This is a genomic window from Synechococcus sp. LTW-R, assembly GCF_014217875.1.
Classification (GTDB): domain Bacteria; phylum Cyanobacteriota; class Cyanobacteriia; order PCC-6307; family Cyanobiaceae; genus Vulcanococcus.
In genome coordinates this window covers 79415-102736 of the sequence record NZ_CP059060.1, presented here as the reverse complement: position 1 = coordinate 102736, position 23322 = coordinate 79415, and the positions used below count along the sequence as shown (strand labels likewise).

The 23322-nt window shown below is 65.1% G+C and carries 25 protein-coding genes; 10 read left to right on the top strand and 15 right to left on the bottom strand.

What is annotated here, in order from left to right; all coding sequences use genetic code 11:
• Positions 1-14: 14 nt before the first annotated feature.
• The gene (locus H0O22_RS00580) at positions 15-1175 is read left to right on the top strand and encodes a glycosyltransferase family 4 protein (protein ID WP_185187156.1); all 1161 of its coding nucleotides are present in this window, start codon (positions 15-17) and stop codon (positions 1173-1175) included.
• On the opposite strand, the gene pyrF is transcribed toward H0O22_RS00580, so the two are convergent.
• The gene (pyrF, locus tag H0O22_RS00575) at positions 1172-1843 is read right to left on the bottom strand and encodes an orotidine-5'-phosphate decarboxylase (RefSeq protein WP_255439534.1); all 672 of its coding nucleotides are present in this window, start codon (positions 1841-1843) and stop codon (positions 1172-1174) included. The genes H0O22_RS00580 and pyrF overlap by 4 nt on opposite strands.
• 140 nt (positions 1844-1983) lie before the next feature.
• Here pyrF and H0O22_RS00570 point away from each other — a divergent pair, with 140 nt between their 5' ends.
• On the top strand, positions 1984-2397 hold the full coding sequence (locus H0O22_RS00570; RefSeq protein WP_185187154.1) for a cupin domain-containing protein: 414 nt from the start codon (positions 1984-1986) through the stop codon (positions 2395-2397).
• Positions 2398-2540: 143 nt separating this feature from the next.
• Here H0O22_RS00570 and tyrS read toward each other — a convergent pair whose 3' ends face one another.
• Both tyrS and H0O22_RS00560 read right to left on the bottom strand, forming a co-directional pair.
• Positions 2541-3803 carry a tyrosine--tRNA ligase gene (gene tyrS / locus H0O22_RS00565; RefSeq protein ID WP_185187153.1) on the bottom strand — a complete coding sequence of 421 codons (1263 nt, stop codon included), beginning with the start codon at positions 3801-3803 and terminating at the stop codon, positions 2541-2543.
• A 42-nt stretch (positions 3804-3845) separates the two neighbouring features.
• The gene (locus H0O22_RS00560) at positions 3846-4169 is read right to left on the bottom strand and encodes a DUF1825 family protein (RefSeq protein WP_185187152.1); all 324 of its coding nucleotides are present in this window, start codon (positions 4167-4169) and stop codon (positions 3846-3848) included.
• A 126-nt stretch (positions 4170-4295) separates the two neighbouring features.
• On the opposite strand from H0O22_RS00560, the gene H0O22_RS00555 reads away from it, so the two are divergent.
• From H0O22_RS00555 to H0O22_RS00535, 5 genes are read left to right on the top strand one after another with little or no spacing between them, the layout of a single operon-like run.
• On the top strand, positions 4296-5006 hold the full coding sequence (locus H0O22_RS00555) for a response regulator transcription factor (protein ID WP_185187151.1): 711 nt from the start codon (positions 4296-4298) through the stop codon (positions 5004-5006).
• Between the two features lie 32 nt (positions 5007-5038).
• The gene (locus H0O22_RS00550) at positions 5039-5716 is read left to right on the top strand and encodes a type II secretion system protein GspK (protein WP_185187150.1); all 678 of its coding nucleotides are present in this window, start codon (positions 5039-5041) and stop codon (positions 5714-5716) included.
• Between the two features lie 3 nt (positions 5717-5719).
• The gene (locus tag H0O22_RS00545; RefSeq protein WP_185187149.1) at positions 5720-6319 is read left to right on the top strand and encodes a GIY-YIG nuclease family protein; all 600 of its coding nucleotides are present in this window, start codon (positions 5720-5722) and stop codon (positions 6317-6319) included.
• Between the two features lie 37 nt (positions 6320-6356).
• Positions 6357-7853, top strand: coding sequence for a leucyl aminopeptidase (locus H0O22_RS00540; RefSeq protein WP_185188199.1), 1497 nt, complete (start codon positions 6357-6359; stop codon positions 7851-7853).
• A gap of 32 nt (positions 7854-7885) precedes the next feature.
• Positions 7886-8128 (top strand): hypothetical protein, encoded by a 243-nt coding sequence (locus tag H0O22_RS00535; protein ID WP_185187148.1) that lies wholly within the window; start codon positions 7886-7888, stop codon positions 8126-8128.
• Here H0O22_RS00535 and H0O22_RS00530 read toward each other — a convergent pair.
• From H0O22_RS00530 to H0O22_RS00490, 9 genes are all read right to left on the bottom strand, one after another.
• A complete protein-coding gene (locus H0O22_RS00530; protein WP_185187147.1) occupies positions 8125-8319 on the bottom strand; it encodes a hypothetical protein in 195 nt (64 codons plus the stop codon). The genes H0O22_RS00535 and H0O22_RS00530 overlap by 4 nt on opposite strands.
• Before the next feature lie 143 nt (positions 8320-8462).
• Positions 8463-9098, bottom strand: a complete 636-nt coding sequence (gene msrA / locus H0O22_RS00525) for a peptide-methionine (S)-S-oxide reductase MsrA (protein ID WP_185187146.1) — start codon at positions 9096-9098, stop codon at positions 8463-8465.
• Complete coding sequence (lpxB, locus tag H0O22_RS00520) at positions 9095-10285, bottom strand: lipid-A-disaccharide synthase (protein ID WP_185187145.1); 1191 nt, start codon at positions 10283-10285, stop codon at positions 9095-9097. The genes msrA and lpxB overlap by 4 nt, the downstream gene beginning before the upstream one ends.
• Positions 10282-11115 carry an acyl-ACP--UDP-N-acetylglucosamine O-acyltransferase gene (lpxA, locus tag H0O22_RS00515; RefSeq protein WP_255439365.1) on the bottom strand — a complete coding sequence of 278 codons (834 nt, stop codon included), beginning with the start codon at positions 11113-11115 and terminating at the stop codon, positions 10282-10284. Before lpxA ends, lpxB begins: the two co-directional genes overlap by 4 nt.
• Before the next feature lie 9 nt (positions 11116-11124).
• Positions 11125-11583 carry a 3-hydroxyacyl-ACP dehydratase FabZ gene (gene fabZ, locus H0O22_RS00510; RefSeq protein WP_255439364.1) on the bottom strand — a complete coding sequence of 153 codons (459 nt, stop codon included), beginning with the start codon at positions 11581-11583 and terminating at the stop codon, positions 11125-11127.
• A 5-nt stretch (positions 11584-11588) separates the two neighbouring features.
• Positions 11589-12431 carry a UDP-3-O-acyl-N-acetylglucosamine deacetylase gene (gene lpxC / locus H0O22_RS00505; protein WP_185187144.1) on the bottom strand — a complete coding sequence of 281 codons (843 nt, stop codon included), beginning with the start codon at positions 12429-12431 and terminating at the stop codon, positions 11589-11591.
• Positions 12432-12441: 10 nt separating this feature from the next.
• Positions 12442-14703, bottom strand: a complete 2262-nt coding sequence (locus H0O22_RS00500; protein WP_185187143.1) for a BamA/TamA family outer membrane protein — start codon at positions 14701-14703, stop codon at positions 12442-12444.
• A gap of 41 nt (positions 14704-14744) precedes the next feature.
• Positions 14745-15503 (bottom strand): phosphoribosylaminoimidazolesuccinocarboxamide synthase, encoded by a 759-nt coding sequence (gene purC / locus H0O22_RS00495; RefSeq protein WP_185187142.1) that lies wholly within the window; start codon positions 15501-15503, stop codon positions 14745-14747.
• Positions 15500-16549 carry a hypothetical protein gene (locus tag H0O22_RS00490; RefSeq protein ID WP_255439363.1) on the bottom strand — a complete coding sequence of 350 codons (1050 nt, stop codon included), beginning with the start codon at positions 16547-16549 and terminating at the stop codon, positions 15500-15502. The genes purC and H0O22_RS00490 overlap by 4 nt, the downstream gene beginning before the upstream one ends.
• Before the next feature lie 79 nt (positions 16550-16628).
• On the opposite strand from H0O22_RS00490, the gene purD reads away from it, so the two are divergent.
• Entirely contained in the window at positions 16629-17921 is a 1293-nt protein-coding gene (purD, locus tag H0O22_RS00485; protein WP_185187141.1) for a phosphoribosylamine--glycine ligase, read from the top strand.
• A 24-nt stretch (positions 17922-17945) separates the two neighbouring features.
• Entirely contained in the window at positions 17946-19958 is a 2013-nt protein-coding gene (gene nblS / locus H0O22_RS00480; RefSeq protein WP_185187140.1) for a two-component system sensor histidine kinase NblS, read from the top strand.
• Here nblS and kaiC read toward each other — a convergent pair.
• From kaiC to H0O22_RS00465, 3 genes are all read right to left on the bottom strand, one after another.
• Positions 19955-21496 carry a circadian clock protein KaiC gene (gene kaiC / locus H0O22_RS00475; RefSeq protein ID WP_185187139.1) on the bottom strand — a complete coding sequence of 514 codons (1542 nt, stop codon included), beginning with the start codon at positions 21494-21496 and terminating at the stop codon, positions 19955-19957. The genes nblS and kaiC overlap by 4 nt on opposite strands.
• Before the next feature lie 77 nt (positions 21497-21573).
• The gene (gene kaiB, locus H0O22_RS00470; protein WP_185187138.1) at positions 21574-21921 is read right to left on the bottom strand and encodes a circadian clock protein KaiB; all 348 of its coding nucleotides are present in this window, start codon (positions 21919-21921) and stop codon (positions 21574-21576) included.
• A gap of 38 nt (positions 21922-21959) precedes the next feature.
• Positions 21960-22805 (bottom strand): circadian clock protein KaiA, encoded by an 846-nt coding sequence (locus tag H0O22_RS00465; RefSeq protein ID WP_185187137.1) that lies wholly within the window; start codon positions 22803-22805, stop codon positions 21960-21962.
• A 143-nt stretch (positions 22806-22948) separates the two neighbouring features.
• On the opposite strand from H0O22_RS00465, the gene rplU reads away from it, so the two are divergent.
• A complete protein-coding gene (rplU, locus tag H0O22_RS00460) occupies positions 22949-23302 on the top strand; it encodes a 50S ribosomal protein L21 (protein WP_185187136.1) in 354 nt (117 codons plus the stop codon).
• Positions 23303-23322: the final 20 nt, after the last annotated feature.

Genomic DNA, 23322 nt, shown 5'->3' with positions numbered 1-23322 from the left:
CGAGTAGCCACTGCGTGACCCATATCGCCTGGCTGGGCAAAAAGTCACCCTTCTGCGGCAACGTCACCTACGGCCTGACTACCACCGAGGCCCTGCGGGATCGCGGCCACGAGATCAGCTTCATTCACTTCGACAGCTCCGGTACAAGCAGCACAGGAACAGCCAGCAGCCCCGACGTCGTGCTGCCGTATCTGGTCAAGTCGCAGGTGTACACGATTCCTTCGCCAGGGGCCCAGCGCGAACTGCGGGAGTCCCTGGAGCGGCTGCAGCCGGATCTGGTGCACGCCAGCTTGACCCTCTCGCCCCTGGATTTCAGGCTCCCCGACCTCTGCCAGCAGCTGGGACTGCCGCTGGTGGCCACCTTCCACCCCCCGTTTGACGCCAGTCTGCGCAACCTCAGCGCCGGCACCCAACAGCTGACCTATCAGCTCTACGCCCCCTCCCTGGCCAAGTACGACCGGGTGGTGGTCTTCTCGGAGTTGCAGGCCGATGTCCTGATGCGGCTTGGGGTCCCCAGCCATCGCCTGGCGGTGATCCCCAACGGGGTGGATCCCCAGCGCTGGACTCCCGGCAATCCGGCCGAGCCCTCTGAGCGGCTCCAAGAGCTGCGCCAACGCTTCAGCGGCCAGCGGGTGTTCCTCTACATGGGCAGGATCGCGACGGAGAAGAACGTCGAAGCGCTGCTGCGGGCCTGGAAGTTGGTTCAGCCCAGCGGCTGCCGGCTGGTGGTGGTGGGCGATGGCCCGATGCGCCAATCGCTGATGCAGAACTACGGCGAGGACGCCGGGATCCTCTGGCGGGGCCACGAACCCGACCAAAGCGTTCGCTTGGCCCTGCTGCAGCTCGCCGAGGTCTTCCTCTTGCCTTCCCTGGTGGAGGGTCTCTCCTTGGCCCTGCTGGAGGCCATGGCCAGCGGTACCGCCTGCGTCGCCACCGATGCCGGCGCCGATGGGGAGGTACTGGAGGGCGGCGCCGGCATCGTGATCAGCACCCAGGGGGTGACGACCCAGCTGCGCACCCTGCTGCCGGTGCTGCGGGACCAACCGGTCCTCACCGCCGAACTGGGACGGCGCGCCCGCCAGCGTGCCCTTGAGCGCTACACCCTCACCCAAAACATCGACCAGCTGGAGCGCCTCTACGGCGAGCTCAGTCCCGCCGGTTCAGTCCTCGCCTAGGCCAGCTCGGCGCAGCAGGCGGCGAAGGCCGCCGAGGGGTCCTCGGCCTTGGTGATCGGGCGGCCGATGACGAGCTGCGAGGCGCCGGCGGCGATGGCCTCAGCGGGGCCAAGCACCCGGGCTTGATCCCCCACGGCACTGCCATTGGGGCGAATCCCTGGGGTCACCAAGGCAAACGGCTCCGGGTGTTGACCCCGCAGGCTGGCGGCCTCCAGGGGCGAGCAGACGCAACCGCCAATGCCGGCGCTGGCCGCCAGCTGCGCCAGGGATGGCACCCGCTCGGCAATGGTCTGAGAGAGGGCCAATTCCCGCTGCAGGCGCTGCTCCTCCCAACTGGTCAGCACGGTGACCGCCAGCAGGGTGGGGGAAGCCAAGCCGGCCGCTTGCGCGCCCTCACTGGCCGCAGCTTGAGCCGCCCGCAGGGCCTCACTGCCGGCGCAGGCATGAACGGTGATCAGCTCTGCCCCAAGGCCGGCAGCGCGCCTGCAGGCGCCGGCCATGGTGGCGGGGATGTCGTGGAACTTCAGGTCCAGGAAGACCCGCAGGCCCTGCTCCCGCAGCTGGGCCACCACGTCCGGACCCGCCTGAACAAAGAGTTCCAGGCCGACCTTCACCCAGCGCAAGCCCTCCACGCCGCGGCTGAAGGCCAGGGCTTGCTCGGGGGCCATCCCGTCGAGGGCAACGATGATCCGCTCGGCGGCTGGCCTGGTCACGGGAGATCCGCTCGCAATGGAGATCTCAGGCTACGAACTGTCCTGGCGCGTTCCCAGCAGGAGGCCCAGCATGGGGGCAACGCCTGGCCACGCCGATGGGTCCACGGGTCCTGCATCCCGAGCAGCTCCAGGGCTACCGGCTGGGCAGCGATGACCATTGCCGCCTCGCCCTGCTCAGCAAGCCGGAAGCGGGTGGCTGCACCCAATTCCTGGAGGTGCATGACCCCTGCGACCGGGTCCCGGCCCACTGCCATCACCAGGCGGCGGAGCTCTTTTTTGTGCTGCGGGGCACGGTCGTCTTCCACGTGGGCGACGCCTCCATCACCGCCAGCGGCGGGGACTTCGTGAGCGTCCCCGGCGACGCCGTCCATGACCTGGAGAATCCAGGCCCAGGACTGGCCTGTTTGATCACGGTCCTCAGCCGCGATGGCGGTTTCGCGGACCTGCTTGAGCACGGCATCCCGACGCCGTTGGATGCGGAAGATCTGGCGGTGCTGCGCAGCCTCTAGATCACAAAACCCAACCAAAGACAGCCATGGACGGCGGGGCAACTGGTGAAGCGCAGCCCCAGCCTGGCGGAGGCCCAGGCCAGCGGGACGGTGCGCATCCAACCGGCCTTCTTCGATATCCAATCGGGTGTGGTGAGCGCGGTCTAACCCGCCACCAGCCGCCGGAAGGTCTTTTTCCCGAGCTGCAGCACCTTGCCCTCCAGCTCGGCTGCAGCGGCAAATTCCTGGTTGGGATCCGCCAATTTCTCGCCGTCGAGCTTGACGCCACCGCCCTGGATTTGGCGGCGCGCTTCGCTACTGCTGGCACAGATGCCGACGGCACTGAGCAAGTAGAAGGCCTTCGCCGGGAAGTTCACCTCGGCGAGGGAGGCCTCGGGGACTTCGGCATCGGCCGCACCGCTGCCCTTGGCACCACCCACCAACTTGCCCGCATCGGCCTGGGCCTGCTGGGCCGCCGCCTCACCGTGACGCTGACGGGTCACCTCCAGGGCCATCGCCTTCTGACGCTCCCGCGGGTTCTCCGGCAGGGCCGCCAGATCCAAGTTCGTCAGCAGGGTGAGGTACTCCTCAACGGCCGCATCGGGCACCTTCTCGAGCTTCGAGTACATCGAGAGCGGATCCTCAGCCAGACCGACGGTGTTCCCGAGGCTCTTGCTCATCTTCTGAACGCCATCGAGGCCCGCCAGGATCGGCAGAAGCATCCCGAACTGGGTGCGCTGGCCGAAATGACGCTGCAGGTCGCGGCCCATGGCCACGTTGAATTTCTGGTCCGTCCCCCCCAGCTCCAGGTCGGCCTGAACCGCCACGGAGTCGTAGCCCTGCAGCAGCGGATAGAGGAATTCGTGCAGGGAGATCGGGGTGCCGGAGCCGTAGCGGTTGGCGAAGTCCTCCTTGGCCAGCATCTGACCGACGGTGGAGATCCCCAACAACTCGATCACCTTGGGCAGATCAAGGGAGGCCAGCCATTCGCTATTGCGGCGGACCTCCAGGCGACCCGGGGTCTCGAAATCCAGCAGGGCGTGGGCGGGATCCTGGCCCTGGCCCAGCTGCTGGAGATAGGTGCGGGCGTTGGCCTCGACCTGCTCAGCCGTCAGCTGAACACGGGTGGCGCTTTTGCCCGTGGGGTCACCGATGCGCGCGGTGAAGTCGCCAATGATCAGAACCGCGGTGTGGCCCGCATCCTGGAAGGCCCGCAGCTTGCGGAAGAGGATCGAGTGACCCAGGTGAATGTCACTGCCGGTCGGGTCGATGCCGAGCTTGATCCGCAGGGGACGCCCCTGCTGCTCAGCCTCCGCGAGGCGGGCGGCGAGCTGTTGGTCGGCATCACTGGCTTCCGTGCCCGTGGGGAAGAGGTCAGCGACACCGCGCTCCAACCACTGCGGCAGTCCCCACTCGCCCTTGGCCATGTCCGCCCTGCTGTCTGGGGTCGGATCGTACGCAGACGGCGCTCAGGATTCGGCTTCCAGCTCCCCCTTCATGCGATCCAGGGTGCGCTGCATCTGCTCAAACATCTGATCGGGGGTCATCCCGAACTGGCTGAGCTGGGTGCGGAGCTGCTCCACTGTGAGCTTGGCCTGGAAGTCGTCGGAGAGCTCAAAGCGCTTCATGAAGACGCGGTAGCGGTCCATCAGCGCCTCCATCCGCTCGATAAAGAGCTTCTTGCCTTCCCGATCGAACTTGCCGTACTCCCCGCCCAGCTGCATCAGCTGCTGGTAATCGCCGAACAGGCGCTTGGCTTCCTCTTGAACGATCTCGGATTCAAAGAACGCCATCACGCTGAGCCGGGTGGGCCCAACGATTGTGCTGAGACCGGCCGGCCCTGACGAGTGCGGATAGGCGTAATGGGCTGCCAAGTCCGTCCCCCAGTGCACACAGTGAACAGTGGGCTCCCCTTCGCGATGGACTACACCCCCTCCCTTACGGCCGTGCGGGACAACGTGGCGGCGGGCAACGCGCTGCTAGGTCACTCCCGCGTCGTGGTCTGCAGCGGCTCCAGGCTGGCCCTGACCTTGTTCATTGCGGCGCTGCAACCGGGACCCGAGATCGTCGGCGCGGTGACCACCCAAGAGGAAGGTCTCCAGAAGCTGGCCGAGAAGCAAGCCGACGTGCTGATTTGCACGGACCGCCTCGAGCAGGGCAACGGCGGCAGCCTGGTGGCCCAAGCCAAAGCCCTACCCAAGCCGCCCGCGACCTTGATGGTGGTCACCCAGCCCCGGCGTCTGATGGCCATTCACCAGGCCCTCCAGGAGAACTGCGACGGGCTGTGCCTGGAGAGCAACCTGGGGTTTGGAAGCGTCCTGGCCGCGATTCGCTCCATGCAAACCGGCGGGCTCTATCTCGACCGCAACCTGAGCAAGAGCTATTTCGAGGCCTTTACCGATGGCCCTGGCCACCCCTTGGCTCAGCTCACCCCACGGGAGGTGGAGATCCTGCAGCTGATGGCGGCTGGAGCCGAAAACCAGGGCATCGGCCGGAGCCTGCACCTCTCCGTCGAGACGGTGAAGGACCACGTCCGTCACATCTTCCACAAACTGAACACCAAGAGCCGCATCCAGGCCGCGGTGCAGGGAATTCGACTCGGCTTGGTCGAGTGGCCAGACCCTCGTTAAGGTCGGGCGGTTCCGCCGCACCCGACACCGCCATGGGCCGAGGCCACTGGTTGGATCCTCTGGCCCGGGGCCTGCTGGAAGCGGCCGGACAACTGCCCCGGCGGGAGACGCCTGCCCCCCGTCCTGCAGCGCCAGAACCGCGCCCCCTCGAGGAGCGCGTCGAGCAGGACCTGCTTGAACTGAAGCTCGAGCACAACCCCAACCTGCGCCTCGCGAACGCCCAGGAGGTGCACCATGCCGCCGCCCTGGGCTGGAGGCTCGATGTGAACCGGGCCAGTGCCGATGACTGGTTACGCCTGCCCCAGATCCAGCGGGATCAGGTCGACCTGCTGCTGCGGCTGCAGCAAGGGGGCGTGCAACTGAGTGGCCCGGAGGATCTGCAGCGCCTGCTGGATCTGCCCGCCGCCGTGGTCGCGATCTGGGAACCCCTGCTGCAATTCCGTTGGTACGGCGATGGGGCCCCGACCGCCGTCCGGCCCCTCCTGATTGATCTCAACCGCGCGCCCGCCCAAGCCTTGGAACGGCAGCTGCCCCAGCTGAGCCCCGAGCGGCGGCAACGGCTGCTGCGGGAACGCCAACGGGCCCCGTTCCAGGACCTCGCCGACCTGCAACAACGGCTGCAACTTCCCGCCGCGGTCGTGGAGGACCTGATCGGCAAGGTGCGTTTTGGCCAGGGGTCAGCGGGCCCCGAACTCCCCCGCTCGGCCTAAGGGATGGGACGCCAAGGCGAACTCTTTGACTCCACCCCGGCCGGCAGCGGCGGCGGCGAGACCCTTCCCCTGCAGGAGCATCAGCTGATCGATTGGCAGCAACGCCTCCTCGATTTCCAGGCCCCCCGCTTTGAGGCGGTGGCCAGCGGCCGTCAGCTCGCCCCGGGCCAGATGGACCTGTTTGGCGGCAGCAGCATCGGCGCCGCCGCTGTCCAGCGTCTAGACCCGCTGCAACTGGCTCCGCAGCACCTGCAGTTCTGGCGCTGGCCGGAGCGCCAGCTCGATGGCGCCGCCCTGTACTTCGTCCTGGACCGGCCGCCCCATCTCGAGGGGTCCGTCCTGCTCTACGTCGGGGAGACCAAGCAGGCGGACCGCCGCTGGAAAGGGGAGCACGACTGCAAGGACTACCTGGCGGCCTACGGCGAGGCCCTGCAGCAGGCCGGCCTCCAGGCGCAGCTGAGCATCCGCTTCTGGCATGACGCCCCCAGCGAGCGGCGGGCACGGCAAGCCCTCGAGCAGGCCTTGATTCGCCACTGGCTTCCCCCCTTCAACAAGGAAACCCGCGGCCGCTGGGCCACCCCCTTCACGGCCGAGCCGGGCTGATCGCTCTACCATCGCGCCCATTGAGCTTGAGATGGCCATGGAGATCCGCTGCAGCAGCGTCACCGCCCGCGATTGGACGGGGGAGGCCCTGGTGGTGGGTCTGTTCAGCGATGCCCCTGGCGACAGCAGCCGCGAGCTGCTGAAGGCCCGCTTCGGCGACGCCCTAATGGAGCGCATGGAGCGCCGCCGCTTCAAGGCCAAACCCGGTGAAAGCCTCGTGCTGGAGCTCCTCAATCAAGAGCCAAGCACCCTGGTGCTGGTGGGCCTAGGTGCCGCCGCGGAGTTCAACCTCGAGCAGCTTCGCAAAGCGGCCGCCATCGGTGCCAAAGCCGCCAACGGCAGTGGTGCCAGCAGCGTGGGACTCGCCCTGCCCCTCGAGGGCTTCGCGCCGGTGGCGGCCACCTCGGCCATGGCGGAAGCAGTGCGCTTGATCCTGTTCCGGGACCAGCGTTTTAAGGGTGAGGCGGAGCCCGCAGCGCAGCCCGCCCAGGTGGAGCTGCTCGGTCTTCCCACCGACCAGCTGTCCCCCTGCCAAAGCGCAGCCAGCAGCAGCCAGGCCATCTGCAGCGGTGTCGAGCTCGCCCGCGAACTGGTGGCCGCCCCGCCCAACGTCGTCACCCCCGCCGCCCTGGCGGAGAGCGCCGCGACCATCGCCCGCGACTTTGGCCTGCAGCTGAAGGTGCTCGAGCGGGCGGACTGTGAAGCCCTCGGGATGGGCTCCTATCTGGCGGTGGCCCAGGGCTCGGACCTGCCCCCGAAGTTCATCCACCTCACCTACAGCCCCCAAGGGGAGGTCAAGCGGCGACTGGTGCTGGTCGGCAAAGGCCTGACCTTCGATTCCGGCGGATACAACCTCAAAACCGCCGGCTCCCAGATCGACATGATGAAGTTCGACATGGGCGGCAGCGGCGCCGTGCTGGGCGCGATGCGGGCCATCGCTGAACTGAAGCCCGCGGGCATCGAAGTCCACATGCTCGTGGCCGCCTGCGAAAACATGATCAGTGGCGGGGCGATCCACCCCGGAGCGATCGTGACGGCCTCCAATGGCAAAACGATCGAGATCAACAACACCGATGCCGAAGGGCGCCTGACCCTGGCCGATGCCCTGGTCTACGCCTGCAAGTTGGAGCCCGACGCCGTGGTGGACCTGGCCACCTTGACCGGGGCCTGCGTGATTGCCCTGGGCGAGGAGATCGCCGGCCTCTGGTCCCCGAGCGACACCATGGCCGAGGCGCTGGTGCAGGCCGGCGAGGACGGTGGCGAAAACCTCTGGCGGATGCCCCTGCGGGCCTCCTACCGCGCTGGCCTCAAGAGTGGCCTGGCCGACATGAAGAACACCGGTCCCCGCCCGGGCGGCTCGATCACGGCGGCCCTCTTCCTGCAGGACTTCGTCAAGAAAGAGATCCCCTGGGCCCACATGGACATCGCGGGCACCGTCTGGAGCGACAAGGGTCGGGGCCTGGATCCCGCCGGCGCGACTGGATTTGGCGTGCGCACCCTGGTGAACTGGGTCCTGGCCGGGGGCGCCGCCTAGGCTGCAGCCCTGCGAGCGACCCAACCTGCAGCATGGCGGTGCCCAAACTTCGCTGGTACGTCAAAGCCCAGCTGAGCGTCCTGCTGCTGCCGGCGGGGCTCTGCCTGTTCGGCGAGGCCGTGCAACGACGAACGCTCCAGGCCCTGGGGCAGCCCCATGGCCCCTGGTTCTGGTACGGCACCCTCAGCCTGGTGGCCATCGTGGCGGCTGTGGGATTGATGGTGGAAAGCGGCCTGCTGCGGGGCTACCCCGGCCAGCAACAGGGCCGCCGCTAAGCGGCCGTCGCCACGGAGGCGCCGGCATCACCCAACAGGGACGCGGGCTCTTCCAAGGCGTGGATTTGCCAGCGGGCCCGATCACCAAAGAGCTTCAACAGGCGATCTAGATCGTCCGAAGCTTGCTTCGGAGTGGCGTAGGGGCCGATATGACGTGTCACGAGACCATCGCGAATCGTCAGCAGATACATACAAAACCTGCATTCGAGACCAGTTCACAGTAAATCCGGCCGCCAAAAGAAAAAAGTCGCAAAAGCCGTATCAACACAGGGAAAAACCGAATTTCCCGCCCTCAGAGCTTTAGCTTTTCCTCAGGATTCAGATCGATGACCGGTCAGCGCTTAGCCATCCAGGGAGCATCGCTGCGGGCCCTGGAGCCCCAGAGCTGATCCAAACGGCGATCACGACCGCAGGCCCAGCGGTAGTAGTTGTATTTGATCGCGTTGTTCACCGCGTAGTTCTGGTGATAGCCCTCCGCAGGCCAGAAGCGCTTGAGGGGTTTGATCTGGACTTGGATCGCCGAGGCCGGCTTCCCAAGTTCTTGGGCAGCAGCCTGGAGACTTGCTTTCGCGTCCTTGAGCTGCTGATCCCCCTCGGTGAAGATCACGGGCTTGTAGGAGCCCCCGCGATCGCAAAACTGACCGCCGCCATCGAGGGGGTCAACGTTGCGCCAGTAGACCCGCAGCAGGGTGGGATAGCTAATGCGTTGGGGATCAAAGCGCACCCGCACCACCTCCTGGTGGCTCGTTCCACCGGAACTGACCTGGCCGTAGCTGGGATTCTCCAGGTGACCGCCGCTGTAGCCGCTCTCGGCATCGATCACCCCCAGCAGGTCCTCAAGATCGTGCTCAAGGCACCAGAAGCAACCGCCGGCCAAAACGGCCTCTTCCGTCGCCGCCCAGGCCGGAGCAACGGATCCGAGCAGCAGTAGGGCGACGGCCAAGCAAGCGGCCAACACGCGGCGGGTCATGACGCGGGGGTCTCCGGCAAGGCATCGAGGATGGCTGAGGCCGCCCGGCGGGTGACGCCGGATTCACCCAGGAGTTCACGCAGGCGGCGGTAGCCGTCGCTCACCCGCTGGCGCGCAGCGTTGTCCTCCAGCAGGGGCAAAGCCGCCTCCACCACGGAATCCGGGGTGAGCTCGTCCTGCAGCAACTCCGGCACCAGGCGCTCGCCCACCACGAGATTCACCGGTGAGATGTGGTCGACGTGGAAGCGCAGGATCGTCTTGGCCACCCAGGCCGTGGGACGACTCACCCGATAAGCCACCACCTGGGGCACCCCGCGCAGGGCCAACTCGAGGTTGACCGTTCCGGATTTGTTCAGGGCCAAGTCCGCCGCGGCACACAGCACCGGACGCAGCCCATCGGCTTCGGCCGCGGGGATCACCCGGGCCTGGACACCGGCCTGCTCCAGCAGGTCCCGCAGCACCGGCTCGAAGCTGGCCTGGCCCGCGGGGACCATGACCTGCAGCCCGGGACAACGCCGCTGCAATTCCGCTGCCGCCTGGGCCAAGGTCGGCAGCAAATACTGCAATTCCTGCTGACGCGAAGCGGGGAACAGCAGCAGCAGACGCTGCCCCGGCTGCAGCCCCAACGCCGCCCGGGCCTCATCGCGGCTGGGCTGCCGGGACAAGGTATCGATCAGGGGATGGCCCACCCAGGTGACATCGGCCCCGCGGGAGCCATAAAACCGCGCCTCCTCCGGAAAGATCGCCAGGATCCGATCCGTGAAGCCGATCAGCCGGGTGGTGCCGCCTTCGCCCACGCGGAAGGCCCACTCCTGGGGGGCGATGTAATAGAGGATCGGCGTACCGGGCAGACGACGCTTGACCTTCACGCCCAGGTTGACGTTGGCCCCCATGTAATCGATGAGCACGACGCCATCGGGGGGGGAGTCGCGCAACCACTGATTGACCCGGCGTTGGATCTGCAGGGTGGGCCAGACCAAGGGCAGGGCCTCCCAGAGACCAATGGCCCCCATTGCCGTGGTGTTGGCCAGCAGGGTGGCCCCTGCCTTGCGCATCCGCTCACCGCCGAGGGCAACCACCTCAAGCTCCAGGCCACGGGATTGGGCTTCGTCATGCAGGGCCTGGACCAACATCCCCCCCTGCAAGTCACCGGAGACCTCTCCGGTGCTGATCAGCAATCGCCTCATGAACGCCCGGCGGGCAGGGGACCTCTGCGACCTGGTCCAATCGATGCCTCCAGGAAGCTCACCAGGGTTTCCGCCGGGGGCAGCAGGGTCTGCTCCCGCACGCCCTTGATTGCCTCAGCCAAGACCACATCACCGCGGTAGAGCTGCGCCCAGACCTGCTGCAGTTGCTTGGTCTGTGCTCCCCCATCGAGTTCCGTCAAACCACTGCGCTTCAAGCCAATCCGGTTCAAGCCGCGCAGACGACCGGGGTGCCCCTCGACGATCGCGTAAGGCGGCACATCACGGTCGATGCGGCTCATGCCACCCACCATCGCCATGGTGCCGATGTGGACGAATTGGTGGATGCCCAGGACGCCGCCGATCACCGCGCGATCACCGATCACGACATGGCCGGCCACGGCCACACCGTTAGCAATCACGATCCGGTTGCCCAGGTCGCAGTTGTGGCCGAGGTGGCTGTAGGCCATCAGCAAATTGCCATTGCCGATGCGGGTCTGCTCCCCCTCATGGGTGGCGCGGTTGATGGTCACGCATTCGCGAATGGCGTTGTCGTCGCCAATCACCACCTCGGTGGGGGCACCGTTGTACTTGAGGTCCTGGGGTTCCGCACCAATGGATGCGCCCGGGAAAATGCGGTTGCGCTGGCCGATGCTGACGCGGCCATCGAGCACCACATGGGGACCGATGCGCGTCCCCGAACCGATCGAGACCTCAGGTCCCACCACGGCGTAGGGACCAATGTCCACGCCCACATCGATCTGAGCCTTGGGATCCACGACGGCGGTGGGGTGGATTCGGGTGCTGTCCCCGTTCATCACGGACTGAGTCATGGGGGAAATTCAGTCGACCAAGGAGAACATCAATTCACCGGAGCAGACCAGCTGTCCGTCCACCGTGGCCTCCGCCTTGACTTTCCCGAAGCGTTGTCGCTTGAGGGAGAGCAGTTCGCAAGTCATCACGAGCTGATCACCGGGGACAACGGGGCGGCGGAAACGCACGCCATCTATGCCCGCGAAGACAAACAACCCCTTGGGCAGGTCTGGCATTTGGGTGACAATCAAGCCGCCCACCTGGGCCATCGCCTCAACGATCAGGACCCCCGGCATTAACGGGCGACCGGGGAAATGGCCCTGGAACTGGGGCTCGTTAAAGGTGACGTTCTTGATCGCCACCGCACGCTTGCCCGGCTCGTGCTCAATAACCCGGTCCACGAGGGCGAAGGGATAACGGTGGGGCAGGAGTCCCTGGATCTGCTCGCTGGTCAGAACAGGGGCGGATGGGGTGGCGGATGAAGACAAGAGACTCAGCGAGAAGAAACCAGAGCGGCAGCCAAGGAGGTGTGCAGTCCGTGGGAGCCACGGAAGGCGAACACTTGGGCCAAAGGCAGTCCCGCTAAGGCGAGATCGCCCAATAGGTCAAGCAGCTTATGGCGCACGGGCTCGTCGGCAAAGCGCAGTGGGGGATTAAGCCAACCCTCGCCATCGCAGACCAGGGCGTTGTCCAAAGCGCCCCCCTGAATCAAGCCGGCGGCCCGCAACTGGTCCACCTGATCCTTGAACCCGAAGGTTCGAGCGGGGGCAATCTCCTCAACGAAGCGCTGGGGAGTGAGCTCAAGGTTGAAGAGCTGCCGGCCAATGGCGGGGTGGGGGAACTCGATGGCGGCCCCCAACAGCAGGCGGTCACTGGGGAGCGCCGTGGCAAAACTCTGGCCCTGCTGCAGGGTGATCGGTTCGCTCAGGGGCGCTGAGTCCTCACGGGGACCCAAGCAACGCAGACCGGCTTCCGCCAAGGCATCCACCCAGGGCTGAGCTGAGCCATCCAGCAGGGGGATCTCCTCACCATCCACCAGGATCAGCGCCGCGGTCACACCCACACCGACCAGGGCTGCCAAGAGGTGCTCCACCGTGGCCAGGCGCTGGTCACCGAGCTGCAGGGCCGTGCAGAGCTGGGTCTCGCAGACCTGGGAGGGCTGCAGGCGCACGTGGGGCCGCTCGAGGGCGTTCAGCCAGCCGACGTAAAAGCCTGTCTGCTCGGCCGGTTCAAGCCGCACCTTGGCCTGAAGGCCGCTGTGGAGGCCCACACCGGAGCGCTCCACGGGTTGGGCCAAGGTCCACGCCTGACTGTAATCGCTGGGCCACGTCGTCACGGGATCAGCCTCAGAACTTCCAACCGACGCCAAGGTTGAAGCGCCATTCATCGGTGAAGTCCTGGCTGGCCACCTCCAAACGCAGGGGACCCACCGGGGTGGTAACAATCACACCCACACCAGGAGACACACCGTCGCCGGGCTTATCCAGCAGGGTGCCGGGGTTGCCGGGGACATCCGCCTGGCTGCCGAAGGTGCTGCCGGCGTCAACGAAGACTTCGCCGCTAATGATGCTGAAGATCGGGAAGCGGTATTCCACCGTCGCCTCACCAAAGCTCTTGCCCACGCCCAGGTCGCAGTCGTAGTAACCGCGAACGGAGTTCGAGCCACCCAAGCAGAAGGCCTCGTAGACGGGCATGTTGCCGAGGTTGGTGCCCACGGAGGCCTGGAAGGCCAGGGCCTGCTTGCAGTCCTCCTTCTGACCGGGTTTCGGACGGCAGCCCTTGTAGAACTTCAGCCAATTCACCGGGATGTAGTGGGTGGCACTCGCCCGCAAACGGTTGAAGGTCGGAGAGTCCTGACCCACGGAGACAAACTGCTCGGTGCCAACGCTCAGGAAGTTGCCCTTCGTGGGGTTACGGGGATCGTTGAGGGTGTTCATCGAGGCCGCCAACCGCAGGCCCACCAGTTGGTTGGTCGTGGCGCCGTTTTCGCAGTTGTAGGCCACACAAATCACGTTGCTGACGGTGGTCGTGCCGTTGCCCGTGAAGTTGTTGGAGGCCGTGGCATAGGGCATCGCATCCCCCGCGAAGTTGATCGGCTTGACCTGCTGCGCGTTCAGACCAACGACGACGTTCCAGGGGGCCTTCTTGTAGGGGTCACCGCCGTTCAGGGGACGGGCGAAGGAGGCGGTGCCACCAATCCGCTGGATCGCGACGGCGTTGCCATCGAGCTGGAACCAGTTGTTGTTGTCCCCGAGCTGAGGGTTCGCCGCCTTCGCCGCGGTCGGTGAGGCATAGGGGCCGGCGTAGACCGTGGAGTTGCTCTGATACGCCAGGGCCGTGCTCGGGGCGTTGAAGAAGCCTTGGGAGACATCAGAGACGGTGTAGAAGTTGCCGTTCTGCTGGCTCTGGAACACCTGGGGGACTTCCCGGCTCAGGAAGACCTTGGTGCGGAAGGCCGTGCGGTACTTGTCGCCCTTGATCCAGGGGTCCGTGAAGGAGAGGTCCGCCAGGCCACCGAATTGGCCGTAGGTGACGTTGAGGGCCAGGTCCCAGGCGCGTCCGAAGAGGTTGCTGTCCTGGAGCTGGATCTGACCAAAGATGCCCTGGCTCTGGCTGTAGCCGATACCGCCGGAGAGGGAGCCAGTGGACTGCTCCACCACCCCGAGGACGATGGTGACGGCCCCAGGCTCACCGGCCACGGGGCGCAGGGTGACCTTGACGTCACCAAACAGGCCCGTGCCGTAGAGGCGCTTGATGTCGTCTTCCAGTTGGCGGCGGTTGAAGGTGTCGCCGGCCTTGATCGAAATCTCCCGGGTGACCACCCAGGTTTTGGTTTTCCCGCGGATCGGCTGGCCCTTGTCGTTCGTGCTGTCGCCTTCCTTGTTGAGGAACTGCACTTCAACGCCAGCCACGGTTCCCTCACGCACCAACAGCTGCACCACACCAGCGGGGCTGACGCGGGTGGGCCCCGTCACCCGAGCCAAGGAATACCCCTGATCGGCGTACCACTTCTGCAGCGCGGCGATGCGCGCCTGCAGGGCGTTGAGATTCAGGGTTTTGCCGTAGTCCGCGGCAAAGATGTCTGGAAGAAGGTTCTCGGGAAGCTTGGTGGTTTCGCTGACCCCCTCGAGCTCCACCTTGGTGAGCACCGGGTTCGGCACGACGGTGACCACCAGCCGCACCCCAAGGGGGCTATCGACCGGCTGGATGCGGACATCCGAGAACCAGCCACTGGCGTAGATCGCCGAGAGGTCGGTCTGCAGTTCGCCGCGGGTGACGCGGCTGCCGGGGCGAATGGCCATCGCGTCGTACACCGCGATCTCCATCCGCTCCTGTTCCGGGTGGCCCTCGGCCCCCTGAACCACCACCTCACTGATCAGAACCCGCGGCTCCGCGGGGGCGGCCGGCGCGAGGGACTCGGTCGCACTCGGGGCAAGCGAGGGCCGAACGCTGGGTGTCTCAGACGCCGGTTGCTCGGTCGGTGCAGGATCCTCAGGCTCGGGGTTTGTGTCCTGCCCCCACACCGGACCAACCCCAGTCACCAGAGGCAGCGTCAGTGCGAGCCCCAGGCTCCATGCGTGGTTCTTGCCGTTGCGGGGTGCAGCCATGGAACGGGGACTGGTGCGGCGAACCGCAAATGCCGCCGAACTTACTTGCCTGAACGGGGTGCTGGGCAGGCGGCTTGGACCCGTTTGAGAACCTCCCCGTAGGCCTCGACCACACCGCCGAGATCCTGGCGGAAACGGTCTTTGTCCAAAATTCGCTCCTGGGCGTCACCGCTGACGTTGCGATCCCAGAGCCGGCAGGTGTCGGGACTGATCTCGTCGGCCACCACCAGTTGACCGTCCGTGGTGAAGCCCAGCTCGATCTTGAAGTCCACCAGCTCCAGGGCGATCTCGGCGAAGAAACGCCGTAGGGCCATGTTCACGGCCATGGCCAGGCGCTCCAGCTCCTGGCGCTGCGGCGCGGTCAGCACACCCAGACGCTCCAGGCGCGCGTCGGTCAGCAGAGGATCGCCGTAGGCATCGTCTTTGTAATAGAGATCGAGCAGGGGGGGATCCAGCGGGGTGCCGGGCTCGATCGGCATCTGCTTGCAGAGGGAGCCAAAGGCGATATTCCGCACCACCACTTCCACCGGAACGATCTGAACCGGCTTCACCAACATCCAGTTGGGTTCCTGCAGAGAGAGGTAGTGGGTCGCAATCCCCTCACGCTCGAGCAACTCAAACAGCCGCGCGGAGATCTGACAGTTCATCAGCCCCTTGCCCGCCAGCTGGGCCTTCTTCAAGGCGTTAAAGGCGGTGGCGTCGTCCTTGTATTCGACCGCCACCAAATCGGTTTGATCGGTCTGATAGACCCGCTTGGCCTTGCCTTCGTAGAGGAGCGATCCGAGGGTGTAAGCGGTCATGGTTGCGGTGCGGCGTGGCCTCCGGGGTCGCGGGGGGAACGCAGTTGCTGTTGCAACGCGTCGGCCCTGGCGCTTTGTTCAGAATCTTCCCGCGTGATGGCCCACGCGCTGTAGGCGTCATCCAGGCGCTGGCTGAGCCGCATCAAGCGAGCACGGGAACGCTCCGCAACCGCACCGGGCGTCTCGGATTCGATCAAGATGCGCTGCTGCTCCAACAGCGCGATCGCCAAACCCCAGGACTGGGCGGCGGCCGCCTGATCCAGGGCCCGCTCCATCAGTTGATCGCGCTCCGCCAAGGGCAGGTGTTCGAGTAGCGCGACCGCTTGGCTGAGCCGCTCGGCGGCCACCTGCCCCGGACGCCGCCCAGCCAGGAGCAATGCCGCGGCCTCCTGGCGGCGCTCCAACACCAAGAGGTGCTCCACATAGAGGTCGAGGGCGGGCCGGGTCACCACCGTGCCGTCCTCATTTACCCGAATCGGCAGGGCCAGGGTTTCCAGCCGGTCCGGGTCTGCCGCCGTCAGTTGCTCCAGCAAGCGTGCCGCCAGCGCATGGTGCAAGCCGGCCTGGGCGGCACGCCAACGCTGGACCAACCACTGCTCACGCTCCGCGCCAGGGGCGGGGCCAAAGCGGTTGAGCACGTCCAGAGCCGCATCCGGTGCCCGGCAGCTGAGCAGGGCATTGGCATTCATCAACACCACCGGGAAGGGCTGGGGCGGCGGAGCCACCGTCAGCAACCGCTGCTGCAGCAGGCGCAGGCGGGTCACGAAGTCAAAACTGGCGGCCTCCTGGCAGGCCAGGTTGAGAGTCCTCAAATCTCCGCTTTTGAGGAGCTCCTGAAACTCGGCTTCCGGGGTGCTGCCCTCAATCTCTGGGGCGGATGGCCCTTGAACCTTTGGCTTCGGTTGGGCGCGGAACAAATCGCCGATGAAGGGCAACTTCGCCTCGGCCGGCTGCGGCGCAAGCAGAAGAAACGGCAGGAGCGCCAGCACCACGCCCCACGGCCGCCGGCGACGCGCCCCCACCGGCGAGTAAAGAAGGAAAGGCACCGGCAGCGGTCTTCTGGGGGACAACCTAGGGGAGCTCACCGCTGTAATCACCGAACCGACCACCCGCTTCAGGCCCCCCATGACCGCGACCGCTGCCCCGCAACACGTGCTGGTCGTCGGAGGGGGCGGACGGGAGAACGCCCTGGCCTGGGCCCTCGCCCGCAGCGCCGGCGTCCAACAGGTCTGGGTCGCCCCCGGCAATGGCGGCACCGCAGAACTGGAGGGCTGCATTCAGCTGGCCATCAGCGAGGGCGATCAGGAGGCCCTGCTGAAGACCTGCCAAGAACAAAGCATTGACTTGGTGGTGGTGGGCCCCGAAGCACCCCTCGCCGCCGGCCTCGCGGATCGGCTGCGTGACGCCGGATTTGCCGTGTTTGGGCCCGGTGCAGACGGTGCCCAGTTGGAGGCCAGCAAGCAGTGGGCCAAAGCGCTGATGGTGGAAGCCGGCATCCCCACGGCCGGCTACTGGAAAGCCAACAGCCGCGAGGAAGCCCTCAGCGCCCTCGAGGCCCAGGGCAAGCCCCTGGTGGTGAAGGCCGATGGACTGGCCGCCGGCAAGGGGGTGACCGTGGCGGAGAGCGTGGACGAGGCCCGCGCCGCCATTGAAGAGATCTTTGCGGGACGCTTCGGCGGCGACGCCTCCCTGGTCTTGGAGGAACGCACCCATGGCCCCGAGGTCTCGGTCTTTGCCCTCAGCGATGGGGAGCGGATGGTGCTGCTGCCCCCCGCCCAGGACCACAAACGCATCGGTGAGGGCGACGTCGGCCCGAACACCGGCGGAATGGGGGCCTACGCCCCGGCACCGCTCCTGGACCAGGCCGGTCTCGAGGAGGTGAAGCGGCTCGTGCTCGAGCCCACCCTGGCGGCCCTTCAGGCCCGGGGAATCATCTACCGCGGCGTGATCTACGCGGGGCTGATGCTCACCGAGACCGGACCCAGCGTGATCGAGTTCAACTGCCGCTTCGGCGATCCGGAATGCGAGACCTTGATGCCGCTGATGGGACCGGAGTTCGCGGCGGTGCTGTTGGCCTGCGCCACGGGACAACTGGCCACGGCCCCCAGCTTGACGATCGCCCTGCAGTGCAGCGCCTGCGTGATCGCCGCCGCCCAGGGGTATCCCGGGGAGATCCGCAAGGGGGATCCCATCACGAGCCAGGTGGTGAACGGGACCGATCTGCAGCTCTTCCATGCCGGAACCCGCCGGGATGACGCCGGGGTCTGCCACACCAATGGGGGCCGAGTGCTGGCGATGGTGGCCCAAGCCGGTGACTTTGATGCGGCCTTTGCCAAGGCCTACGCCGGGCTTGAGCAGGTGCACTTTGAGGGCATCACCTACCGGCGGGACATCGGCCACCAGGTCCGCAGCAACTAAGCTGCCGCCGCCGATCTCAGCGCCTTGACCAGCAGCTACGCCCCGCTTGCCCCTCGCCGTTGGTGGCAGAGCCTGGTGCGCTGGTGGGCGGAATTCAGCCTCCAGACCAAGTTGCTGGCGGCCGCCACCCTGGTGGTCAGCCTGGTGATGACCGCGATCACCTTTTTCGCGCTGAATGGCATTCAGGCGGATGTGCGCATGAGCGACACCCGCTACGCCCGCGACCTCGGACTGCTGCTCTCCGCCAACGTCACCCCATTGGTCGCCCAGGGCAACGACCGGGAGCTGGCCGCCGTCGCCGAGCGGTTCTGGAAATCCAGTCGAAGCCTTCGCTACATCTTTTTCGCCGACCCCGATGGGGTCATCTACCTCGGGATCCCGATCAGCGGCACCACGGGCAGCAGTGAGCTGCTGCTCAGTCGCAAGCTGGAGCTGCCCGAGGAGCTCTCCAAGCGTCCGCAGAACCCGCTTATCCGGCAGCACCTGACCCCCGACGGCCAGGTCACCGACGTCTTTGTGCCCCTCGTGGCCAACGGGCGCTACATGGGTGTGCTGGCCCTGGGGATCAACCCCAACGAAGCCGCCCTGGCCAGTGCCGCCTTAAGCCGCGAGGTCACCGTGGCGGTCTTCATCTCGATCTGGATCCTGGTGATCCTGGGGGCCGTCTTCAACGCCCTGACCATCACCCAACCGGTCAAGGAATTACTGCGGGGTGTGCGCTCCATCGCGGGCGGGGATTTCGAAGCCCGGATCGCGCTCCCTGTGGGTGGTGAATTGGGCGAATTGCTCGACGGCTTCAACGACATGGCCTCCCAGCTGGAGGCCTACAACGAAGCCAACATCGAGGAGCTGACCGCGGCCCAGGTGAAGCAGCAATCCCTGATCGCCACCATGGCGGATGGGGCCTTGCTGCTGGATTCCGAAGGACGGGTGGTGCTGGTGAATCCCACCGCCCGGCGCCTCTTCCGCTGGGAGGGCCGCAATCTGGAGGGCACCCGCTTGATGGAGGAACTGCCCGAAGGGCTCAATGTCGAGCTGCAGGCCCCCCTCGAGAGCCTGCTGGAGAACGACAAAGAGAGCACGGACGTGCGCTGCAGCTTCGGCGAACCGCCCCGCACCCTGCGCATCGTTCTCCAGTCGGTGCGGGATGCCAGCGGCGAAACCCTCAAGGGCATCGCAGTCACCATCCAAGACCTCACCCGGGAGGTGGAACTCAACGCCGCCCAGAGCCGTTTCATCAGCAACGTCTCCCACGAGCTGCGGACACCGCTGTTCAACATCAAGAGCTACGTCGAAACCCTCCATGACATGGGGGAGCAGCTCAGCGAGGAGGACCGGCGTGACTTCCTGGCCATCGCCAATGCCGAGACCGATCGCCTCACCCGTCTGGTGAATGACGTGCTCGATCTCTCCCGACTGGAGAGCGATCGGGCCTGGTCGATGGAGGCGGTGGAGCTGGCCCCCGCGATGGAGCAAACCCTTCGCAACTACAAACTGAACGCCAAGGAAAAAGGTGTCGCCCTCGAACTGCATGCCAGCGAGGAGCTGCCGCGGGTGCGGGGGAATTGGGACCTGCTGCTGCAGGTCTTGGACAACCTCGTGGGCAACGGCCTGAAATTCACAGCCGCCGGGGGCAGCCTCGGCCTGCGGGCCTACCCCTGGCCGGACACCTGCACCATCGACCCCAGCACCGCCTCCAATCCGGAGAACCCCGCCTGCGAACTGACCGCACCCTTGCCGAAGCTGCGGGTGGAGATCTCCGACACCGGCTCAGGCATCTCCCGCGAAGATCAAGAGAAGATTTTTGATCGCTTCTACCGGGTCGAGAACGCCGTTCACACCGAAGTCGGCACGGGCCTGGGCCTCTCGATTGTGCGGGGCATCCTCGAGAAACACGGCGCCACAATTCGCATGGTCAGCGAACTCAATGTGGGCACCACCTTCTGGTTTGACCTCCCACTAGAGGATGCAGACGACACGGAACTGAGGCTCCAAGCCGAGCGCCGCTACAGCAGCAATTTGGGAGACGGGATCTAGAACTGATCCTCACCCACCCCTTTCACGATGCGCGACAGTTCGCTGCGCTCGTCGTGATTGATGCGGTGCGGGACACCACTGATGATCCGCTCAAAGTTGGAGAAGGAATCCTTAATTTCAGGCCCGTTGCTGGTGATGACGAATTCTCGGATTCCCTTGTCGTGCCAGGAACCACGCATCTTGAAGACGTTGAGCGCACGGGCCATTTCGCCGCGGATCTCGACGTACTGGAGCAAGAGAATGGTGTCGGTAATCGTCGAAATATGGGAGTCCGTAATGGAGTGGCTCCCCATGAACTCCTCAGAGGTATTGGTAAAGAAGCCAGCGATCTCTTCTTGCTTAGCGTAGCCAGTCACACCAATCACAAACTGCCTGAAGGCGTTATGACTCACGCCTCGAGCCAAAGCCGAGAGGGAGTCAATGGCCATCCGGGAGGGCTTGAACTGACTGATTTCCGTTTTGATGATCTGGAGGTGATCCTCCAGGCCCGTTGATTCCGGATAGGCGCAGATGATTTTGAGGAGCCCCTGGCGCTCCATCTCTTCAAAATCAATGCCCCAACTGGTGGCATTGCGCAGCAGTTGGGCGCGGGATTCCTCGTAGGCAAACAGGATCGCCCGCTCCTTATTGGCGCAGGCATTTTCGACAAATTTGCTGACCAGCAGGGTCTTACCCGTACCGGTGGCACCGGTCGCCAGGATGATCGAGTCCTTGAAGAAACCGCCACCGCACATCTCATCGAGGCGGGGGACACCGGAGCTGACCCGCACATTGGAGCTGCGCTGGGTCAAGCGCATCGCCCCCAGCGGGAAGACACTGATGCCGTGGGAGCCCATGGTGAAGGGGAACTCGCCCTTCATGTGGGTCGTGCCGCGTAGCTTGAGGATCTCCACCGTGCGCCGGCGCCGCTCACCCTCCAGCACGTTGCGGAGGATCACCACGTTGTCGCTGACAAACTCCTCCACTCCGTAGCGAGCAATCGGGCCGTACTCATCAATGCGCTCGGTGGTCATCACCGTGGTGACACCGATCTCCTTCAGGCGTGCAATCAAGCGGAAGATTTCGCGGCGGACGACCGAGACGGCGTCGTACTGCTGAAAGACCGCCGTGATCGAATCGATCGCCACGCGACGAGCCTTGTACTTGCGAATCGCGTAGTTGATCCGCTCGATCAGACCGGAGAGGTCAAAACTGCCGGCAACGTCCTGCCCTTCTGGATCCGGAGAGGCATCCAGCAGAAACAACTTGTCCTGCTCGACCATCTCCTGCAGATTCCAGCCAAAGCTGGCGGCGTTGCGAAGAATATCGAGCGGCGACTCTTCAAACGTGACAAAAATGCCGGGCTCGTCGAACTGACGGATGCCGTTGTAGAGAAAGTTCAGCGAGAAGACCGTCTTACCCGTACCGGATGTCCCGCTAATCAGCGTGGAGCGACCAATGGGCAAGCCCCCCTGGCAAACATCATCAAAGCCCTCAATCCCCGTCGGCAGCTTTTGCAGCGAGGACAGACTTTTGGATTGTGGGCTGGGGTCCTGCATGGGAGGGGTGGTCCTACTGAAAATTTAGGCAGTTTTCGTGGGTCTGGCAGCCATTCTCAAGGGTTTGACCTGGGTTTTCACACAAGATCTCCCACCACATCCTCATCGGCAAAGGACTCAGCCAAGGCCTCATCACTGAGTTCCTCAAACAAGAGGTCCAAACCAATCAAAACCCGCTCTCGGTCGGACAAGTCACCAATAATCCGGCGCACGGGCGGCGGAAGAATTTTCGAGAGCGTGGGCGTCGCCAGAATCTTGTCTTCTTCAGCGAGTTGGGGGTTTTTGAGCACATCAATCACCTTCAAGGCATATACCCCTTGAAACTCCGTATCGAGGATGTTGCGCAGGGTTTTGAGTGCACGCATCGAGTTCGGCGTATTCCCCGCCACATAGAGCTTGAGGATGTAGGTCTTGCGTGGACTCATGGAAATCACCTCTGAAGAAAAAATGAAAGGACTAAGGACTACGCACTGACCTCACCGGGCGGTGGCTCAGCCAACGGGGTATCTGGGGGAATCGAACGCCTGTACATCTCACACAAATGGGCCATGACGTCCAAGAGCGCAAGCCTGTAATCCTGAAGAAAATCGTTTTTATGGCCTTCCAGTCGCAGTTGCTTCCAGAAGGAATCCATGAGATCGACGTGGATTTCAACAACGCTGTTGACCGGCAGATCGCAGAAGAACGCGCTGTGCACGAAGCTCTCAATCGCCTGGTTCGCCGCCGCGGGGTCCTTGAAGTAACTGATCAGGACATCCCGGTAGCCCCGCTGCAAGGACTGGCGCAACTCCTCGTGGTCTTCCTGCGGGAGATTGCGCAAAAACAGAGAGGGGTCGCGCTTGTAGAAGACGCCCAGATACCCCAGACGACCCTGGAGCCGATTGGGGAGCCGCCACGGCTGTGGGGTCGAGGTGGACTCACCGGTGGACTCCTGCCCAGGGGACAGTCCCTTACGCAGGAAGCGGGAGACCGCCGCATCCAGGCTGTAGACGATTTGCTCGAGTTGGTCCTGGGGCAGATGCACCTCAGCGTCGTGATAGTCGACGCGACCGCTGACTTCTCCGACGACGACCGCCGGCAACAGGACCCCGTGTTGACGCAAACCCTCGAGGGCTTCTGCGGCGGTCACGCCCTGCTGCAGCAGCACCACATCGAAAGCATCCCGCCGCTGGAGCAATTCGGCGATGGGATCGGAGAGGGCGCCCAGATCCTCCAGGCGATAGCGCTCGCCCTTCAGCCAGCTGGTGGCGCCCTTGACCAAACGCGGGTCCGACAACAGCGAAGCAATGGTGAGCGCCGGCTGGGTCATGGGCCGCAGTTGGGGGCCTCGCGATTGACCTCAGTGTTGACGGGAGTCACCTTGAGCGGTGAAACTCGTTGTTTGTCTTCCAATTGCCGTGGCAGGCCGCAATGACGGAGTCCTCCCGTCAGCCTGACCACGCCCCCTCTGTCATGAGTACTGATTCGCAAACCGGCCCTTACGCCATCGTCGAAACGTCGGGCACCCAGGTCTGGGTCCAGCCCAACCGTTACTACGACCTCAACCGGATCCACGCCGAGGTCGACAGCACCCTCACCCTCGAGAACGTGCTGCTGGTGAACGACGGCAAGGCCGCCAGTGTCGGTCAGCCCTACGTGAAAGGCGCCACCGTTGAGCTGCAGGTGATGGCTCACCGCCGCGGCCAGAAGGTCATCGTCTACAAGATGCGCCCGAAGAAGAAGACCCGCCGTAAGAACGGTCACCGTCAGGAGCTCACCCGCGTGATGGTCAAGTCCATCAGCGTCGGCGGCAAAGCACTGGCCTGATCCTCCAGATCCTTCCCCTG

What these genes read in the sequence shown, in the direction of transcription:
- pyrF (WP_255439534.1), bottom strand. Translation starts at nt 1,843, where the DNA reads ATGGCCCCCGAGCAAGCCCTGGCCTTCAGCCGCGGCGTGGAGGGCTTG.
- H0O22_RS00570 (WP_185187154.1), top strand. Translation starts at nt 1,984, where the DNA reads ATGGGTCCACGGGTCCTGCATCCCGAGCAGCTCCAGGGCTACCGGCTG.
- tyrS (WP_185187153.1), bottom strand. Translation starts at nt 3,803, where the DNA reads ATGGCCAAGGGCGAGTGGGGACTGCCGCAGTGGTTGGAGCGCGGTGTC.
- H0O22_RS00560 (WP_185187152.1), bottom strand. Translation starts at nt 4,169, where the DNA reads ATGGCGTTCTTTGAATCCGAGATCGTTCAAGAGGAAGCCAAGCGCCTG.
- H0O22_RS00555 (WP_185187151.1), top strand. Translation starts at nt 4,296, where the DNA reads ATGGACTACACCCCCTCCCTTACGGCCGTGCGGGACAACGTGGCGGCG.
- H0O22_RS00550 (WP_185187150.1), top strand. Translation starts at nt 5,039, where the DNA reads ATGGGCCGAGGCCACTGGTTGGATCCTCTGGCCCGGGGCCTGCTGGAA.
- H0O22_RS00545 (WP_185187149.1), top strand. Translation starts at nt 5,720, where the DNA reads ATGGGACGCCAAGGCGAACTCTTTGACTCCACCCCGGCCGGCAGCGGC.
- H0O22_RS00540 (WP_185188199.1), top strand. Translation starts at nt 6,357, where the DNA reads ATGGAGATCCGCTGCAGCAGCGTCACCGCCCGCGATTGGACGGGGGAG.
- H0O22_RS00535 (WP_185187148.1), top strand. Translation starts at nt 7,886, where the DNA reads ATGGCGGTGCCCAAACTTCGCTGGTACGTCAAAGCCCAGCTGAGCGTC.
- H0O22_RS00530 (WP_185187147.1), bottom strand. Translation starts at nt 8,319, where the DNA reads ATGTATCTGCTGACGATTCGCGATGGTCTCGTGACACGTCATATCGGC.
- msrA (WP_185187146.1), bottom strand. Translation starts at nt 9,098, where the DNA reads ATGACCCGCCGCGTGTTGGCCGCTTGCTTGGCCGTCGCCCTACTGCTG.
- lpxB (WP_185187145.1), bottom strand. Translation starts at nt 10,285, where the DNA reads ATGAGGCGATTGCTGATCAGCACCGGAGAGGTCTCCGGTGACTTGCAG.
- lpxA (WP_255439365.1), bottom strand. Translation starts at nt 11,115, where the DNA reads ATGACTCAGTCCGTGATGAACGGGGACAGCACCCGAATCCACCCCACC.
- H0O22_RS00500 (WP_185187143.1), bottom strand. Translation starts at nt 14,703, where the DNA reads ATGGCTGCACCCCGCAACGGCAAGAACCACGCATGGAGCCTGGGGCTC.
- purC (WP_185187142.1), bottom strand. Translation starts at nt 15,503, where the DNA reads ATGACCGCTTACACCCTCGGATCGCTCCTCTACGAAGGCAAGGCCAAG.
- purD (WP_185187141.1), top strand. Translation starts at nt 16,629, where the DNA reads ATGACCGCGACCGCTGCCCCGCAACACGTGCTGGTCGTCGGAGGGGGC.
- kaiC (WP_185187139.1), bottom strand. Translation starts at nt 21,496, where the DNA reads ATGCAGGACCCCAGCCCACAATCCAAAAGTCTGTCCTCGCTGCAAAAG.
- kaiB (WP_185187138.1), bottom strand. Translation starts at nt 21,921, where the DNA reads ATGAGTCCACGCAAGACCTACATCCTCAAGCTCTATGTGGCGGGGAAT.
- H0O22_RS00465 (WP_185187137.1), bottom strand. Translation starts at nt 22,805, where the DNA reads ATGACCCAGCCGGCGCTCACCATTGCTTCGCTGTTGTCGGACCCGCGT.
- rplU (WP_185187136.1), top strand. Translation starts at nt 22,949, where the DNA reads ATGAGTACTGATTCGCAAACCGGCCCTTACGCCATCGTCGAAACGTCG.